The sequence below is a fragment of the Aeromonas bestiarum genome, assembly GCF_028751155.1.
Classification (GTDB): Bacteria; Pseudomonadota; Gammaproteobacteria; order Enterobacterales; family Aeromonadaceae; genus Aeromonas; species Aeromonas bestiarum.
In genome coordinates this window covers 1,369,060-1,386,737 of the sequence record NZ_CP064746.1, presented here as the reverse complement: position 1 = coordinate 1,386,737, position 17,678 = coordinate 1,369,060, and the positions used below count along the sequence as shown (strand labels likewise).

Sequence of the window (17,678 nt, the reverse complement as noted above, 5' to 3'; positions counted from 1 at the left end):
CGCGACTAGCGGCGGGTACGCCAGCGTACCCTGGGGCTGATCACCTGGGCGGTCTGCGCGGGGGGATTGCCCGCGATCAGTTGCTGCATCAGCTCGAAGGCGGCGCGGGCCAGCGCCGGACAATCCTGCGCCACCGAGTCGATGCGCATCGGTATGCAGTCGAGCAGATCGTGATCATCGAAGGTGCACAGCCGCATGCCCGTCTCCATCAGCCCAGCTTCGTTGAGATAGCGCAGCACCCCTTCCAGCAGGGTAAAAGAGGCGGTGAAGAGCCCGCGGGGCGGCGCCCCCAGCTCGACCACCAGCTCGGCCATCAGCTGATAACCCGAGCTCGGCTGATAGTCACGATGGCGCACCCGGATGGCGTCCGCCTCAAGCCCGGCCCGATGCAGCCCCAGCTCATACCCGGCAAGCCGATGGCGGCTGGGGGAGAGATCCAGCAGACCGCCGAAGTAGTAGATCTCCTCGCCGCACTCGCCAGCCATGTCCCGCACCAGCTCGGCGGTGGCCTTGCAGGCGTCCGAGATCACCATGGGCAGGCGCGACTCGCCTATGTGGCGATCCAGCTGCACCACCGGCAGCCGGTCGTGAATACGGGCATAGATATCATCGCTGTGGCCGCTGGAGGCGACGATGAGGCCATCCACCTGACGACTGATGAGGTTGTCCACCACCGTCTGCTCCAGGGTGGGATCATCCTCGGAGCAGGCGATCAGCAGCTGGATGCCCGCCTCCCGGCAGTGAGCCTCGAGGGCACGGGCGATGCGGGCAAAACCGAAGTTGGTGAGATCGGGGATCACCAGACCCCAGGTGTAACTGCGGGTCTCGCGCAGAGCGCGGGCATGAAAGCTCGGCTGGTAGTGGCACTCATCCGCCACCGCCTGGATCCGCTTTTGGGTCTGATCGGCAATCCGGTACTCAGCACTCTTGCCGTTGAGCACCAGACTGGCGGTCGCCTTGGACACCCCCGCCAACTCGGCTATCTGGGCAATAGTGATCCGTTTCTTCTTCTCCACCTGGCCTCCCGGCTGACTAGCACCGGGCTATTGTACTAGGCAAGCCGACAGCGGCCAGTGATTGAGGCAAATTTTGCAACCCCCGCCCACGTTCCCTGCCGATAGCTGCGGCTTTTCACCGGGGAAGTAGCGGGCCGACAGGCTGTGGCGACCGCCATCGATGAAACACTCCAGACTGGAGCGATCGCACAGCACAGTGATCCGCCCACCCAGCCAGGGGGCGGATCGCGTCTCCCATTCCCCGCTCTGCCAGTTCTGGCGGCGCAGGGTGATGCGCCCCAACTGCCACACCAGCTCGGCCACGGCGCCGAACCAGAGGCTTCCCTCACCGCACAGATCCAGATCGAGCCAGGCCGAGTCGATGGCCAGCCCCGCAAATTCGCCTGGCGTCCCCTCGAAACGGGTCAACTCCCCCTTCAATGCCGCCAGCTCCGCCACCGGCCGCTGGCAGAGCCACTCCCCCTGCCAGAACAGTTCCCGCGGGCAGCTCATCTGATGGATCCAGCCATAGGGGATGGTGGGCTGGCTCATCTCGTTCTCCTCCGGCAGCCCCAGCCAGCCAAACAGCAGGCGGCGTCCCTGACTGTCCAGCGTGGTTTGCGGTGCATAGAACTCGAAGCCCCTGTCCAGCTCGTGGAAAGTCCCGTGCGCGAAGTGCATGCCGTCAAAATGGCCCGCCAGCCAGCCGCACTGGTAGAGGTTGCGGTAATCCTCCCCCACCGGGGCAATCCCCTGCGGGCAGCTGATGAGCAGATGGCGCCCCCCTAGCGGGAAGAGGTCCGGGCACTCCCACATATAGCCAAAGTCCCCCAGGCCACCGCGCCCGCTGCCGGCGATGGGGCCCACCAGTTGCCAGTGGTGCAGGGTGTCGCCGCGATAGAGCAGCACCTCGCCCCTGTCATCCAGAGTGCGGGCCCCCAGCACCATGAGCCACTGCTGGCCGTCGTACCACACCTTGGGATCCCGCACATGGCCGCTGTAGCCTGCGGGCAGTTCCAGCACAGGCCCCAGCTTGACAAAGCCACCCTCACCGTCGGCGCGAGCCAGACACTGGTAGGCGGTACGGCTGCCATCCGGGTATTTGACGTTGCCTGTGTAGATGAGGGTCAAGCGCCCCTGCTCGTCGCTGACCGCCGAGCCCGAGTAGCAGCCGTGGCTCTCATAGGTCTCGGTGGGCAAGAGCGCCACCGGCTCGTGCTGCCAGTGCAGCAGATCGGTCGAGGTGACGTGACCCCAGCCCTTGTTGCTGTGCTCGCAGCCGAGCGGATTCCACTGGTAGAAGAGGTGGTAGCGCCCGTCGTGCTCGATGAAGCCGTTGGGGTCGTTGAGCAGCCCCACCGGGGCTGCCAGATGCCAGCGGGGTCGATGGGGATCGGCCGCCGCCTTGAGCTGTCCGGCCAGCAAGGACCGGACAACCTGGTTGAGGAGATCGACGTCCTTCATCACTCCACCTTGTACTTGAGCAGCCAGGAGGCGGCAAAGGCGGCGCCAAAGGCGATCACCAGCCCGATGACGTAGTGTATGAGGCTCATGGGCTGGACTATGGCCATGCCGGGAATGCCGGTCAGCCCCACCGCCGTCATGCCCACCTTGGCCGCCACCACGTAGGCACCGCCCAGGGCACCGCCGAGCAGACCGGCCAGGAAAGGCTTGATGTAACGCAGGTTGACGCCGAAGATCGCCGCCTCCGTGATGCCGAGCAGGCAGGACATGGCCGCCGGCACTGTGATCGCCTTGATTTTCGGATCCCGGGTCTTGAAGTAGACAGCCAGACAGGCCCCGCCCTGCGCCACGTTGGCCATGGCCCAGATGGGCAACAGGAAGTTGACGCCTATGGCCGGATTGGTGAGCAGCCCCGCCTCTATGGCGTGGAAGCTGTGGTGGATGCCGGTGATGACGATGAGGGAATAGGTGCCGCCAAACACCAGCCCCGCCAGCCAGCCCGCCTGCTCATAAAGCGCACTCAGACCGAAGGAGATGCCGTCCCCCAGCACCCGACCCGCCGGGCCGATAAACAGCAACGCCACGAAACCTGTGATGATGACGGTGAGAAACGGCGTGAGGATCAGATCCAGCGCGTCCGGAATGCTCTTGCGCAACTGCTTCTCCAGATGGGACATGAACCAGACCGCCAGCAGCACAGGGAAGACGGTGCCCTGATAGCCGATCATGGCGACATCGAGACCGAAGAAATCCATGGTCTTGAAACCACCGGCCACGCCCCAGGCGTTGGTCAGCGCCGGGTGGGTGAGGATGCCCCCCATGGTGGCCCCCAGATAGGGGTTGCCGCCAAACTCACGCGCCGCAGTGAATCCGATCAGGATCGGCAAAATGATGAAGGCCGCCGAGCTGAACATGTCGAGCATGACGAAGAGGGCACTGTCGGCGTTGACCCAGCCGTAGGTACGCACCATGCCGAGCAGCCCCATCAGCAGTCCGGACGCGACGATTGCCGGAATGATGGGCACGAAGATGTTGGAGAGCGTCCGCGCCAGGCGCTGGGCCACATTAAGCTTGGCCGTCGCCATGTCGGTCAGCTCTGACTTGCTGGCGGTGCCGGTACCGGTCAGGGCCACAAACTCCGCATAGACCTTGTTGACCAGACCTGTGCCGAAGATCACCTGAATTTGACCCGCATTGCTGAAGCAGCCTTTTACCCCGTCCAGCTTGTCGATGGCGGCCTTGTTCACCTTGCTGTCGTCCGCCAGCACCAGCCGCAGCCGGGTGGCACAGTGAGCGGTGCTGACGATGTTCTCCTTGCCCCCGAGCAGGGGCACCAGATCCTTGGCTATCGCACTGATATTCATATTCTTCCTCTTATGACCCGCCGCGCTGGCGGGCCCTTGTCACATGAGAGTAGGGGCTGTCGAGCCGGGCTTCTAGCCGCAGATCAACAGCCGCTTGCGCCTGATCGCAAAAAGGCATCCAGTTCTGTGCGGGTCGGCAGCGCCGTCATGGCCCCCTTGGCGGTGGTGGCGAGCGCCCCGCAACCGTGAGCCTGAGCCAGGATGGCGGGCAGTTCGCTCAGAGTGGGCAACAACGCCCGCCGTGCCAGCGCGGCCAGGAGACCGGCGACGAAAGCATCCCCCGCCCCCGTGGTGTCGAGCGGGGTCACTTTTTGCCCCACCCACTCCAGCAACTCGCCATCGAGGCGGGCCACCACTCCGGCCGCCCCCCGGGTCACCAGCACCAGCGCCGGGCCCGAGAGGGTGGCGAGCCCCGCGGCCAGCTCATCCTCACCGCTCAGCAGCTGCAGCTCCTCGATGGAGAGCTTGACCACGTCCGCCAGGGCGATGGCCGCGCTTACCTGCGGCAGCATCTCGGCGGGCTTGCCCCACACCTCGGGCCTCAGGTTGGGATCGAAGCAGACCCGTCCGCCTGCTGCCTTGATGGCGGCCATGGCGTGCAGGCAACTGGTGCGCACCGGCTCGTTGGCCAGGGCGATGGAGCAGGTGAGCAGCCACTGCCCTGCCTCGAAGCGGGGCAAGTCAGCCGGTTCGAGGAACTGATCGGCACTGGGGCGCACCATGAAGGTGAAGCTGCGCTCCCCTGCCTCATCGAGCGCCACCAGCACCGTGGAGGTACGATGGGCCGGATCCTGGGTCAGGTGACCGATATCGACCCCCTCGGTCGCCAGGGTCTCGGCCATGAAGCAACCGAAGGGATCGGCGCCGACCCGGCCGATAAAGGCCGCATCACCGCCAAGCCGTGCCACCCCGACCGCCACATTGGCGGGTGCGCCACCCGGACACTTGAGGTAGTGCAGTTCCCCTTCCGGGATCAAGTCCACCACGGCATCCCCCATTACCCACACACGATTCGTCACCTTGCTACTCCACTGCTGCACAGGATTCATTGACGGGGCCGGGGCCTCATCTCTTGGCTTTCATTATCAGCTAAACCGATTTAGCCAACCAACAGATCTCGGCACCGGCTGCCATTTTTGTGATCGGGATAACGAACTAGAACCAGGTTTCCATCTGTACGCCAAAGTTCCACTCGCCACCGGCGGTGAAGTTGCTCTGGCCCATGGCGTCGTCACTGGCGTAGTTGTCGAGCTCGGATGACCAGTCCATCCAGCTGGCGAACACCCGCAGTTCGGGGCGCTCGAAGAAACCGGCGGTCTGCGCCTTGAAGGTGGGAGCGAAAGTGAGCTTGGTGAAGTTGCCGCTCACCGCCTGGCGTCCCTTGTAGCCCTTGGGATCCAGATCCATGTACTGCCAGCTCGCCTCATAGACCAGCTCGACGTTCTGGCTCAGCACCTGGGCCACCCGGGTATTGAGGGTCAGCCACTGGTATTCATCCCCCTTCACGTAACGGTCCTGGCTCTGCTCTGCCAGCAGGGCCGGGGCGAAACGCCAGCGCGGGTTGAGATCCGTGGCGCCAAAGACCGCCACTCGCACCGCATCGGCATCCGGCAGCAGCTCGCTGTCGGAACCCAGTCCCTTGAGCTCGGCCCCCAGGCCATGACCGTAGAGGATCGCCGCCTTGGAGAAGCCGGGGTTGATGCCAAAGAAGCTGTCGGCGTGATAGGCCAGCAGGGTGTGCGCCCCCTTGTTCGCCGCCTCGCTTCCCTTGCCGCCGTCGTTGATGCGCGCCTCGTTGTCTTTGGCCGAGAGGCCGTTCAGCATCCACTGCCAATTGCCGACGCGATTGTTCATGGTGAGGATATGGCTCTCTATGTCCGACAGGCCGCTGGCGCTGATGTCACCATAGTCGCGACCATAGAGGGAGAAGTTCGCCTTCCAGCTGTCGGCCAGCTGCACGTCGTAGACGCCGCCACCGGTCCCGGCCAGGAACACCACGTCCGAGTCGAGCCAGTGGATGTCGAAGTTGTCCCGATCGAAGCGCTTGCCCGCCCACAACACCGCATGCTTGAAGGGGCCGTCGAAGCTCGCCAGATTGCCGATTTCGGCAAACACCTGGCGGGTATTGAGGCTCGAATCGCTGGCGGTCCAGTCGTTGCTGGTCTCCACGCCATCGGCCAGCATCAGCTTGTAGCGGGCCCAGCTGCCATCGGCGAAGGTCTGGGTCTTCTGCAGGTTGGCCTCCATGTAGGTGTCATCCTCGTTGCCAAGCCGGCCAACAGCCCCGCCCACCGATCCTGCCGGGGTGATGTAGGGCCCGCCGCGCCCGCCGTTGCCATTGCCGTTGACCAGCAGGCCCGAGCGGGCATAGCCGTGAAACTCGAAGCCCTGCGCCCCCGCCGTCTTTTCATCCACCTTCTGGCTGCGGCTGTTGGCGACCTGGGCCTGCTCACTGGCCGCACTCGCCTTCACCTCGGCCTGACTGGCACGACTTTCCGCCGCCTCGGCTCGCGCTTCGGCCGCCTGTACCCGCGCCTCCAGCGCTGCCAGCCTGGCTTCGATACCGCCCTCGGCCGCCCACAGCGGGCCGCTCATCCCCAATCCCAGCGCTACCGCCAACGCCAATCTGCTCTTGAACATCATCATCTTCCTCACCTGTCGTGTGTTGCCCGATCGGGCTCTGTTTTTATCGGCGAAGAGAGCATAGCTAAACCGCTTTAGCTAACTCAATACAGAAGCTAAACCGTTTCAGCCACTCTGTGAGCGGGATAACATTTGTACAGAATGAATTGGCTGAACTTGTGAGGTGGATCCCTCATCGGGATCAACTCAATAGGGCGGATCCACATCCGCAGAGCTGCGATCCCGGCTGGCGGTGTGGATGAGGGGCCGCATCGCCGGCAATATGGGTCAGGGGGTCATGGTGCTGACGATTGGGTCTGCCGGGCATTGGCATCCCCTGCGGCATGCACCATCCTGTGAGTGGGCGTTGACACACGCAGTGCGCCATCTGGGTCGGCGGCGAAGCGGCAGCTAATGATGCCGAGCCCAACGCGTAATATGGCCGCGTACCCGATGATCCTGTCATTCAATCACGAAACATATCAATAAAGATGTTTCTAAATGTTTCTGGCTGCGGATTAATTATTTACCAATAAGTGTCATTCCAGTAGCATCGCCGCATTGATTAATAACGGAGACCATCAGTGGGCAATTCATCAGATGACAGTAGGTTGTTGAGCTCGTCAGCCAATACCTGAGTCGCGAGATCCCGCAGATTCTTCTGCCGCTATCTCGCGCTATGCGGAGAGCGGTTTATTTGCACCTGTGTGCACCCCTTCCCTGTATTCACTCGATGTCTATTACTTGCGCCATCCAGGGTCACCCGCTGGATGACGTCAATCATGCCTGCATGGATCTTCTCCTGATATCAGGACCCGCATGTCATTACCGCTGTCTACCCATCAACCCATGTTGCTCCGCCCATGGCGCGAGTTGCCAATGGCGAGCCCGGTTTGCCGAGGGTCAGTGGCCATGCGGCTTGCTGGCGAAACCGCAGGGGACATGGCAGCCGCCGATCACCGGGTTGCGTCCGTCTCGCCATCCGGTCTCCCTTGCTGCACGCTTGCCGAGCGTTGCACCTGTTCAGTTCCCCTTTCGTTGCCCATGACGGGCAAGAATATGGCCGTTTTCTACATCAATCAGGAGGTGCCTTATGGACCCTGACCCTGGAGCCTGTACTGGCGACTAGCCCGAGTTAATTTTCGGGTGTTATTTCTTTATCTATTTTTGCTGATGTGCTGTCAGTCGGGACTCTATTTGCCATTTTTCCGGCTGATGTAATAAAGGATATATAAATGCAATACCAAGATATTCACCAACAGCTGTACGTACTGCTGCAAAACAAGGATCGCATGGGGATCCAGAGCCTGAGCCTGAATATCCATGAAGTCGATTTGGCTCAAGCGATAAAGCGCCTGACAGACAAGCATATTCACACCTTCCTCAGCCTGGTGCCTGCATTGCGGGCCGCTCGCATCTTCCGCCATCTGCCAAGCGACATTCAGGCCAGTCTGGTGCGCTCCATGGCCAAGACCCAGCTGGAGGAGCTGTGCACCCGCCTCTCCCCCGATGACAGGGCCGACCTCTACAATCGTCTGCCCGCCGCCTTGCGCCAGATACTGCTTGATGCGATGACGGAGGAAGAGCGGGAGGATACCCAACGACTGGCCTCTTACTCCGACAGCCTGGTCGGCTCCATCATGAGCTCGGATTGTGCCAGCCTGCCGGCCGACATAACAGTGGGCGAGGGGCTGCAGCGCCTGCGCAGCACAGCCGCTGACAGAGAAAGCATCTACACCCTGTATGTCGTGGATGAAATGCGCCGCCTCATCGGGGTTGTCTCGCTGCGAGAGCTCTTTCTGGCCGACAGCAAGGCCCCCATATCAAGCATCATGCAGCGGGAGCTGGTGAGTATTCAGGCAGATGCCCACAAGGGAGCCGCTGCTGACATGATAGCCCGCTATAACCTGCTGGCCCTGCCGGTGTTGAATAATGACCGGCAGCTGCTCGGCATGGTCACTGTGGATGATGCGATGGATGTGGCCGAGGAAGAGGATGCCAACCGCATTGCCCGTTTCGGTGGCACGGCGGCTCTGGGTGGCCCCGAACTAGATCTTCGCGCATCCAGCACACTGAGCATGTTCAATGCCCGTTTCTTCTGGCTGGCGGTACTGACCATTTTTGGCATTCTCACCAGCAATCTGGTCGCGGCCCAGGAGGATCTGCTCAGCGAGGTCCTGATCCTCGCAGCCTTCATTGCCCCCATCATCGACATGGGCGGCAACGCGGGCAGCCAGTCTGCCACCCTGGTGATCCGCTCTATGGGCATGGGGCAGCTCAAGCTGAGCTTGCGTGACTTCTTCTTCGTACTGCGTCGCGATCTGCCCGTGGCCGTGGCGCTGGGGGTGGGTGTCGCCGTGCTGGAAGGCGTGATGGCATTCTGGAGCAAGAGCATAGGTTGGGACATAGTGCTGATCGTCAGCCTGTCGGCCATGACGGTGACCGTCGTTGGCAGCCTGCTCGGTTTGGCTCTGCCATTCGTGGCGCGCAAGATAGGCACTGACCCGGCCACCCTCAGCTCCCCCATGCTCACCTCGATCATGGATCTGCTGGGTGTGTTGATCTATTTTGGCTTCGCCTATGCCTTCCTCGGCAGCACGCTGGTCGGCGCCTGATATGGACAGCTCTGCACATCGGGATGACGGGTCGCGATAGCGCTTGGATCAAGACGACAAAAAAAGAGGGAGGCATCATGCCTCCCTCTTTCTATCTTGTTGCCGGACCGGCTGCCATCAGCGGGTCAGGTCGTCGAAGAAGCGTTTCACCCCTTCGAAGAAACCTTCCGATCTCGGCTTGTGGGTCTTGGCGGCGGCACCGCTGAACGACTCGTCCAGCTGGCGCAGCAGCTCTTTCTGGGACTCGGTCAGCTTGACCGGGGTCTCGACCACCACCTTGCACATCAGATCCCCCACCTGGCCGGAGCGCACGGACTTGACGCCCTTGCCCCGCATGCGGAACATCTTGCCGGTCTGGGTCTCGGGAGTGACCTTGAGCTTGACGCGGCCATCCAGGGTCGGCACTTCGATCTCGCCACCGAGTGCGGCGGCGGTGAAGCTGATGGGCACTTCGCAGTAGAGGTTGTTGCCGTCACGCACGAAGATCTCGTGCTCCTTGACGTGCACCTGTACGTAGAGATCCCCGGCCGGAGCCCCGGCTTCCCCCGCTTCCCCTTCGCCGGAGAGACGGATGCGATCGCCGGTATCGACGCCCGCCGGAATTTTCACCGACAGTGTCTTGGTCTTCTGGTAGCGACCCTCGCCATGGCACTTGCGGCACGGATCCTTGATGATCTTGCCGCGACCGTGGCAGTGCGGACAGGCTTGCTGCACCGCGAAGAAGCCCTGACGCATCTGCACCTGACCGGCACCGTGGCAGGTCGGGCAGGTCTGGGCACTGCTGCCGGTGTGGGCGCCGGAGCCGTTGCAGACCTCGCAGTGGACCAGGGTCGGCACCTTGATCTCCTTGGAGACGCCGCGCACCGCTTCTTCCAGGGTCAGCTCCATGGTGTAGCGCAGGTCGGAACCCCGGGCCGGACCACGACGACCGCCGCCGTTGCGACCGCCAAAGATGTCGCCAAAGATGTCGCCGAACGCATCACCGAAATCGGCTCCGCCGCCAAAGCCACCGTGGCCACCGCCACCCTGGCTCTGATCCACGCCGGCATGACCGTACTGGTCATAACGGGCGCGCAAGTTGGCATCGGTCAGGACCTCATAGGCTTCCTTGACCTCTTTGAACTTCTCTTCGGAGGCGGCATCACCCTGGTTGCGATCCGGGTGAAACTTCATCGCCAGACGCTTGTACGCCTTCTTGATCTCGCGCTCGTCGGCATCTTTCGATACCCCGAGCACTTCATAGAAATCGCGCTTTGACATACTGATCCTGTTGCTACGTAAACAGTTATGCAGACGGGCGTTGGTCACCCAACGCCCGTAAATTCATCGTTCAAGCCGATGGGCAGAGCGGACTCTGCCCATCTGGGTGTGGCTTATTTCTTGTCGTCTTTCACTTCTTCGAACTCGGCATCAACCACGTCGTCGTCAGCCTTGGCGGAAGAAGAGGACTGGCCGGCATCGGCGCCAGCACCCTGAGCCTGGGCTTGCTGCTGGGCAATCTCCATCAGCTTCTGGGAGGCTTCCATCAGCGCCTGTTGCTTGGCTTCGATGACCGCCTTGTCGTCACCCTTGATGACGGCTTCCAGCTCGCTCAATGCGGTTTCGATCTTGGTCTTGTCGTCGGCAGGCAGGGCTTCACCGGCTTCGGCTACCTGCTTGCGGACCGAGTGGACCAGACCGTCAGCCTGGTTGCGGGTCTGCACCAGCTCTTCAAACTTCTTGTCTTCGGCCGCGTTGGCTTCCGCCTCGCGTACCATGCGTTCGATCTCTTCATCAGACAGACCGGAGGAAGCCTGGATGGTGATCTTCTGCTCCTTGTTGGTCTCCTTGTCTTTGGCAGAGACGTGCAGGATACCGTTGGCATCGATGTCGAAGGTCACTTCGATCTGCGGCAGGCCACGCTGAGCCGGACGGATACCTTCCAGGTTGAACTGGCCCAGGGACTTGTTGTCGCTGGCGCGCTTGCGCTCACCCTGCAGCACGTGAATGGTCACGGCAGACTGGTTGTCTTCGGCGGTGGAGAACACCTGGGACTTCTTGGTCGGGATGGTGGTGTTCTTCTCGATCAGCGCCGTCATCACGCTGCCCATGGTTTCAATACCCAGGGAGAGCGGGGTGACGTCCAGCAGCAGTACGTCGGTCTTGTCACCAGACAGTACGGCACCCTGGATGGCAGCACCCATGGCCACGGCTTCGTCCGGGTTGACGTCTTTGCGCGGCTCTTTGCCAAAGAACTCGGCAACAGTCTTCTGCACCATAGGCATGCGGGTCTGACCGCCTACCAGGATGACGTCGTCGATCTCGCCAACGGCCAGACCTGAGTCTTTCAGGGCGGTACGGACCGGCTCGAGCGAGTCTTTCACCATGTCTTCCACCAGGGATTCCAGCTTGGCGCGGGTCACCTTGATGTTCATGTGCTTGGGACCTGTGGCATCTGCAGTGATGTACGGCAGGTTCACGTCGGTCTGCTGGGCGGAAGAGAGCTCGATCTTGGCTTTCTCGGCGGCATCTTTCAGACGCTGCAGGGCCAGCTGGTCGTTGCGCAGGTCGATGCCCTGCTCACGCTTGAACTCGTCTACCAGATAGTTGATGACGCGGTTGTCGAAGTCTTCACCACCCAGGTGGGTGTTACCGTTGGTCGCCAGTACTTCGAAGGTGGTTTCCCCTTCGACTTCGTCGATCTCGATGATGGAGATATCGAAAGTACCGCCACCCAAGTCATACACGGCAACCTTGCGCTCGCCCTTGACCTTGTTCACGCCGTAAGCGAAAGCAGCTGCTGTCGGTTCGTTGATGATGCGTTTTACATCCAGACCCGCGATGCGACCGGCATCCTTGGTAGCCTGACGCTGGGCATCGTTGAAGTAGGCAGGTACTGTGATGACGGCTTCGGTCACCGGCTCGCCCAGGTAATCCTCGGCGGTCTTCTTCATTTTTTTGAGCACTTCGGCAGAGATCTGCGGCGGTGCCATTTTCTTGCCCTTCACTTCAACCCAGGCATCACCGTTGTCAGCCTTGGCGATGGCGTACGGCATGATCTTCAGGTCACGCTGCACTTCTTCATCTTCGAAACGGCGACCGATCAGACGCTTGATGGCGAACAGGGTGTTCTTCGGGTTGGTGATGGCCTGACGCTTGGCCGGCTGACCAACCAGGATCTCGCCATCATCGGCATAGGCAATGATGGACGGAGTAGTACGATCGCCTTCTGCGTTCTCGATCACGCGAGCGGTGTCGCCATCCAGAATAGCGACGCAGGAGTTGGTAGTACCCAGGTCAATACCGATGATTTTACCCATTTGACGAATCTCCAAATACTTTGAATAAACTGGCGAGGAACTCGCCTTAATGCGTTAACGGCTAGGTGGGGGCAGCCAGAGTGGCTTTCAAGCTCCCGGCATCAAATTTTTTGTGCCGCCGCGGCCTTGCAACCTATATGGGGTCTCAAGTTGTCGCTTCAAGCCCCGCCCTCAAAAAACCGCGCATTCTTGCCCTGTTTACGGCTGAATGCTTGCCAAATGGCGCCACTTAATACGCAGAATGGCGCCGCTATCAATAAAAAGCCCGCCGAGCGGCGGGCTCAGCACAGCGATGACTCTCAGGCCGGCGCCTTGGAGACCATCACCATGGCCGGACGGATCACCCGACCGTTGAGCTCGTAGCCCTTCTGCATCACGGCGATGACGGTGTTCGGTGCCAGCTCGCCATTTTCGATCATGCTCATCGCCTGATGGGCGTTGGGATCAAACGGCTGATTGAGCGGATCCAGCGGATTCAGGCCAAACTTGCCCACCGAGCTCTGCATGGATTTGAGGGTCAGCTCGACCCCTTCGATCATGGGCTTGAGGGCATCGTTCTCTTTGTCGGCCAGCTCGATGGCGCGCTCCAGGTTGTCCAGTACCGGCAGCAGTTCGGCGGCGAATTTCTCCAGCGCAAACTTGTGAGCCTTCTCCACGTCCTGGGCGGCGCGGCGACGCAGGTTTTCCATCTCGGCGACGGCACGAATGGCACGCTCGCGCTCTTCATTGGACGCCAGCCGGGCGGCATCCAGTTGGGCCTCCAGCTCGGCAATGCGGGCCTGCTCGGCTGTCACTTCACTGTCTACATCGGTCGGCTCGACTGGCTGGACTTCCACTTGCTCCATCGCTTCAACCTTTTGTTCTTCGTGGTTCATGACATCTCCAATTTCAGGGTTGCTTATGAGGGTCTGTTGACGTTCGGGTGCGCGACAAGTCGGTAACAGACCCTGTAATGGCGCTATTATGGGGACGCAGCCCCGGCTTTCAAGGGGAAAAGGGCGCTATCGTCGCCAATGAGCCGAGCCAACGGCCAAATTGCCACTTTTCATGGCGCTATGCCCACCAGTAGACGCCGGCAGCAGACAAATCCCCCACAAAGCGCGGTATACTCCCCCCAATACTCATCCCAGACCCGACAGCATATGGATTCTCCGTTCAAAACCATTGCCCTGATTGGCAAACCCCACCACGAAGGGGCCAACCAGACCCTGACCGGTCTGCATCAATATCTCACTACCCGAGGTTTTCGGGTGCTGGTGGAGAGCCGGGTGGCCCACACCCTCGGCATCATGGATGAGAACGTGATGGATCTGGTCCAGCTCGGTGAGCAGGCAGATCTGGCCATAGTGGTCGGCGGCGACGGCAACATGCTGGGGGCGGCCCGGGTGCTGTCACGGTTCGATGTGGCGGTGATCGGCGTCAACCGGGGCAATCTCGGCTTTTTGACCGATCTCTCGCCGCAGGATTACCTGCTGCCGCTGGAACAGGTGCTCTCAGGCCACTACAAGAGTGAACACCGCTTCCTGCTGGAAGCAGCCGTCTATCGTCACGGGGAACGCAAATCGAGCAACCTGGCGGTGAACGAAGCCGTGCTGCACCCGGGCAAGATAGCCCACATGATCGAGTTCGAGGTCTATATCGATGGCAGCTTCATGTACAGCCAGCGCTCGGACGGCATCATAGTCGCCACCCCGACCGGCTCCACCGCCTATTCGCTGTCGGCGGGCGGCGCCATCCTCACTCCCAAGCTCAACGCCATCACGCTGGTGCCCATGTTCCCGCACACCCTCAGCAGCCGCCCCATAGTGCTGGATGCGGACAGCGAGGTGCGGCTGCTGGTCTCGCCGGACAACCAGGATGACGCCATGCAGGTGAGCTGCGACGGTCAGGTCACCCTGGCGGTGCACCCGGGTGACGAGATCCTCATCAAGAAGAGCAGCCACAAGCTGCACCTGGTGCATCCGCTCGATTACAGCTACTTCCATGTGCTGCGCAACAAGCTCGGCTGGGGCAGCAAGCTGTTTTAAGGCGCTTTTCAACGCTCTTGTCCATCCTGTTGCGGGCCGACTCTTTACTGTATGTAAAACCAGTATATACTGGATGCATACACAGTAATGTTGGCCCATACAGGATGAGACCATGCTGACCCAGCTGACCGTCAACAACTTCGCCATCGTCAAGTTTCTCGAACTCGATCTGCAACCCGGCATGACCTGCATCACGGGTGAGACGGGTGCCGGTAAATCCATCGCCATAGACGCGCTCGGCCTCTGCCTCGGCGAGCGGGCCGAGGCCAGCATGGTGCGCCCCGATAGCGACAAGACAGAGGTCAGCGCCCGTTTCCTGCTGGACGGCAACCCGGCCGCCCGCGCCTGGCTCGCCGCCAACGAGCTGGACAACGAAGGCGAATGCATAGTGCGGCGGGTACTCTCCGCCGAGGGGCGCTCCCGCAGCTACATCAACGGGGTGCCCGTCCCCCTGACCCAGCTCAAGAACCTGGGTCAACTGCTGGTCAACGTCCACGGCCAGCACGCCCACCAGCTCCTGCTCAAACCCGACTACCAGCTCAGCTTGCTGGATGGCTATGCTGGCCATCACCTGCTGCTGGACGAAGTGCGCCAGCATTATCAGCTGTGGCGTCAGCTGCAAAACGAACTCAACCGCCTCAAGGCCGAGCAGCAACAGCGGGAGGCCCGCCGTCAACTCATCGAATATCAGGTGCAGGAGCTGGACGAGTTTGCGCTGCAACCGGGGGAGTTCGAGGCGATCGAAGAAGAGCATCAGCGGCTCGCCAACGGCACCGAGCTGATGCAGGAGTGCGGCGCCTGTCTCGATCTGCTCTATGACAACGAAGAGACCACCATCGCTGGCCTGTTGCAGGTCGCCGTCGACAAGGCCGAGGGTCTGGTGGGCATGGACAGCCGGCTCACCCCTGTGCTGGAGATGCTGAACGAGGCGATGATAGGCGTGCAGGAGAGCCACAGCGAGCTGCGCAGCTATCTGGATCGGCTTGAACTGGATCCCGAGCGCTTCAACGAGCTGGAAGCCCGCCTCTCCAAAGCCATCAATCTGGCCCGCAAGCACCATGTCAAACCGGCCGAGCTGGCCCTGCATCATCAGGATCTGGCCAGTGATCTCGCCCGCCTCAACTCCGACGAGGAGCGCCTCGAGGGCATGGAAGATGAACTGGCCGAGGCCCGCCTCGCCTTCGTGCAGGCCGCCGAGGCCCTGAGCCAGAGCCGTCAGCGTTACGCCCAGGAGCTAGGCGCCAAGGTGACCGCCAGCATGCACGAGCTGGCGATGCCGGACGGCCGCTTCGCCATCGAGGTGCGACCGGATGCCCAGAGCAGCCTGTCGCCACTCGGCATCGATCGGGTGGAATTTATGGTCACCACCAACCCGGGGCAACCGATCCAGCCACTCGGCAAGGTGGCCTCGGGGGGTGAACTGTCTCGGATCAGCCTCGCCATAGTGGTGATCAGCGCCCGCAAGGTCTCGACCCCAACCCTTATTTTCGATGAGGTGGACGTGGGGATCAGCGGCCCCACCGCCGCCGTGGTGGGTCGTCTGCTGCGCCAGCTCGGTGAATCCACTCAGGTCATGGTGGTGACTCACCTGCCACAGGTGGCAGGCAAGGGCCACCAGCACATGGTGGTGAGCAAGCACACGGACGGCAAGACAACTGAGACCCAGATGCAGGCGCTGGATCAGGGAGACCGCCTCAAGGAGCTGGCTCGTCTGCTGGGCGGCGACCATATCACCGACAATACCCTGGCCAACGCCCGCGAGCTGCTGGCCTCCTGAACAAGCATCTCCAGGCAGGCAGTAAAAGGGAGAGCCAGACCCGCGGGGTTGGGCTCTCCTTTTTTGTTACTCTCCCCTCATTGCCTTATGCTCTTTTCCTCTCCCACAATCCCCTCCTCTGGCTGGCCAACCAATATCAGAGCAGCCGCTCTGATCCGGCACTGGCACCAGCGGTAGACAGGACAACACCTGAGCCGCAGCCAAGTTCCTGGGTCTGGGTCTGCAACAAGGTGCTCGCCATGGCCTGCTCCACCCACACGGCAGGGGGCAGCAAGGGACTATAGGATCAGCCTGGTTGCCAGAAGTAGCACAGCTGCATAGAGTGAAACCAGACTGGGGGCAAGCCTCCACTCTGTTTAGCCATCTTATTCGCGCCCCCTGCCCGATCTGCGTCATCGCGATCTCGGCCAGGCGAGCCTCCAACGTCAGGAATGTCTTTATGCTCCATGTGTTTGGCCACAAGAACCCCGATAGCGACAGCATCTGTACCGCCCTGGTCACCGCCGACTGGCTCAATCGACAGGGCCGGCAGGCCCAGGCCTATGCCCTGGGTGAACCCATAGCCGAAACCCGCTTCATTCTGGAAACTGCCGGGGTCGATGCCCCGCCCCTGCTGCAGGGCAGCGTGGCCAACAAATCTGTGTTTCTGGTGGATTTCAGCGAGCTGGAGCAGGGGCCGGAGGGGCTGGCCGAGGCCGACGTGCAGGGGCTGATCGATCACCACAGGATAGGCACACTCATCACCCGGGGCCCGCTCGATGCCTGGATCCGGGCCGTGGGTTGCAGCGCCACCGTCCTGCTGGAACTGATGGGCTATGACACCCTCTCTCGCACCCAGGCTCGCCTGCTGCTGGGTGCCATCATCAGCGACACCTTCAGCCTCACCTCGCCGACCACCACGGCCCGTGACCGCGCCGCCGTCAATGCGCTGCTGCCCCTGGCCGATCTGGCGCTGGAGCCCTTTGCACAGACCCTGCTGGAGCGGCGTACCCAGCTCGGTGACGCCCCTATGACAGAGCTGCTCGTCGCCGACGAGAAGGCGTACCAGATCGCCGGTTACAAGCTCTATGTCAGCCAGATCTGCGTGATGGATCCGGCGCAGATCCACACCCGCCAGGCCGAGCTGGCGCAGGCCATGCAAAACCGGCTGGAGCAAGATGAGCTGGATGCCTATGTGCTGATGCTGACCGATCTGGCCAAGGGCGGCAGCCTGCTCTACTTCGCCAGCAAGGGCATACTGCCCGAGCAGCCGACTCATCTGGCCGGCGCCGTCAGCCGCAAGAAAGAGGGGCTGCCCTGGCTGACCCAGTACCTCTCCTCAGACCCGGTTTGAGTTCAGTGGAGAGGGAGCCGGCCAGGGCTGGCTCCCTCTCCACTCTCCATTGCCCTCTCTTACCACCGCCTCCCCCACGCCCCAAACAGCTCCCGCCCGCACTCTCATCGATATCAAACCACAGGATCCTGGTTTTTGACGCCCATCCACAGCGCAAACATGCTGCCCTGTCAGGTTTTTCA

At 61.7% G+C, this 17,678-nt stretch carries 12 protein-coding genes; 4 read left to right on the top strand and 8 right to left on the bottom strand.

The features are described from left to right. Positions 1-5 precede the first annotated feature (5 nt). The 5 genes from IU367_RS06665 to IU367_RS06645 form a co-directional block, all read right to left on the bottom strand. The gene (locus tag IU367_RS06665; RefSeq protein ID WP_274453770.1) at positions 6-1,016 is read right to left on the bottom strand and encodes a substrate-binding domain-containing protein; all 1,011 of its coding nucleotides are present in this window, start codon (positions 1,014-1,016) and stop codon (positions 6-8) included. Positions 1,017-1,043: 27 nt separating this feature from the next. Further along, positions 1,044-2,459, bottom strand: coding sequence for a glycoside hydrolase family 32 protein (locus IU367_RS06660; protein WP_274453769.1), 1,416 nt, complete (start codon positions 2,457-2,459; stop codon positions 1,044-1,046). Then, positions 2,459-3,823: a sucrose-specific PTS transporter subunit IIBC gene (locus IU367_RS06655; protein ID WP_274453768.1), complete on the bottom strand. Its 1,365-nt coding sequence runs from the start codon at positions 3,821-3,823 to the stop codon at positions 2,459-2,461. Before IU367_RS06655 ends, IU367_RS06660 begins: the two co-directional genes overlap by 1 nt. A gap of 83 nt (positions 3,824-3,906) precedes the next feature. Further along, complete coding sequence (locus IU367_RS06650) at positions 3,907-4,821, bottom strand: aminoimidazole riboside kinase (protein ID WP_274454352.1); 915 nt, start codon at positions 4,819-4,821, stop codon at positions 3,907-3,909. A gap of 157 nt (positions 4,822-4,978) precedes the next feature. Beyond that, the gene (locus IU367_RS06645; RefSeq protein ID WP_274453767.1) at positions 4,979-6,469 is read right to left on the bottom strand and encodes a carbohydrate porin; all 1,491 of its coding nucleotides are present in this window, start codon (positions 6,467-6,469) and stop codon (positions 4,979-4,981) included. Positions 6,470-7,680: 1,211 nt separating this feature from the next. Here IU367_RS06645 and mgtE point away from each other — a divergent pair. Next, positions 7,681-9,060, top strand: coding sequence for a magnesium transporter (mgtE, locus tag IU367_RS06640; RefSeq protein WP_043134317.1), 1,380 nt, complete (start codon positions 7,681-7,683; stop codon positions 9,058-9,060). Positions 9,061-9,177: 117 nt separating this feature from the next. Here the strand turns inward: mgtE and dnaJ are convergent, their stop codons facing one another. The 3 genes from dnaJ to grpE form a co-directional block, all read right to left on the bottom strand. Further along, on the bottom strand, positions 9,178-10,320 hold the full coding sequence (gene dnaJ / locus IU367_RS06635; RefSeq protein ID WP_042871174.1) for a molecular chaperone DnaJ: 1,143 nt from the start codon (positions 10,318-10,320) through the stop codon (positions 9,178-9,180). Between the two features lie 113 nt (positions 10,321-10,433). Continuing rightward, entirely contained in the window at positions 10,434-12,359 is a 1,926-nt protein-coding gene (gene dnaK / locus IU367_RS06630) for a molecular chaperone DnaK (RefSeq protein ID WP_043556785.1), read from the bottom strand. 299 nt (positions 12,360-12,658) lie between these two features. Then, a complete protein-coding gene (gene grpE / locus IU367_RS06625; RefSeq protein WP_043556786.1) occupies positions 12,659-13,234 on the bottom strand; it encodes a nucleotide exchange factor GrpE in 576 nt (191 codons plus the stop codon). A 267-nt stretch (positions 13,235-13,501) separates the two neighbouring features. Between grpE and nadK the strand changes: the two genes are divergently transcribed. From nadK to IU367_RS06610, 3 genes are all read left to right on the top strand, one after another. Next, positions 13,502-14,386, top strand: coding sequence for an NAD(+) kinase (nadK, locus tag IU367_RS06620; RefSeq protein ID WP_042871168.1), 885 nt, complete (start codon positions 13,502-13,504; stop codon positions 14,384-14,386). 112 nt (positions 14,387-14,498) lie between these two features. Next, complete coding sequence (gene recN / locus IU367_RS06615) at positions 14,499-16,163, top strand: DNA repair protein RecN (protein WP_274453766.1); 1,665 nt, start codon at positions 14,499-14,501, stop codon at positions 16,161-16,163. Between the two features lie 439 nt (positions 16,164-16,602). Next, positions 16,603-17,496 carry a DHHA2 domain-containing protein gene (locus tag IU367_RS06610; RefSeq protein WP_274453765.1) on the top strand — a complete coding sequence of 298 codons (894 nt, stop codon included), beginning with the start codon at positions 16,603-16,605 and terminating at the stop codon, positions 17,494-17,496. Positions 17,497-17,678 lie beyond the last annotated feature (182 nt).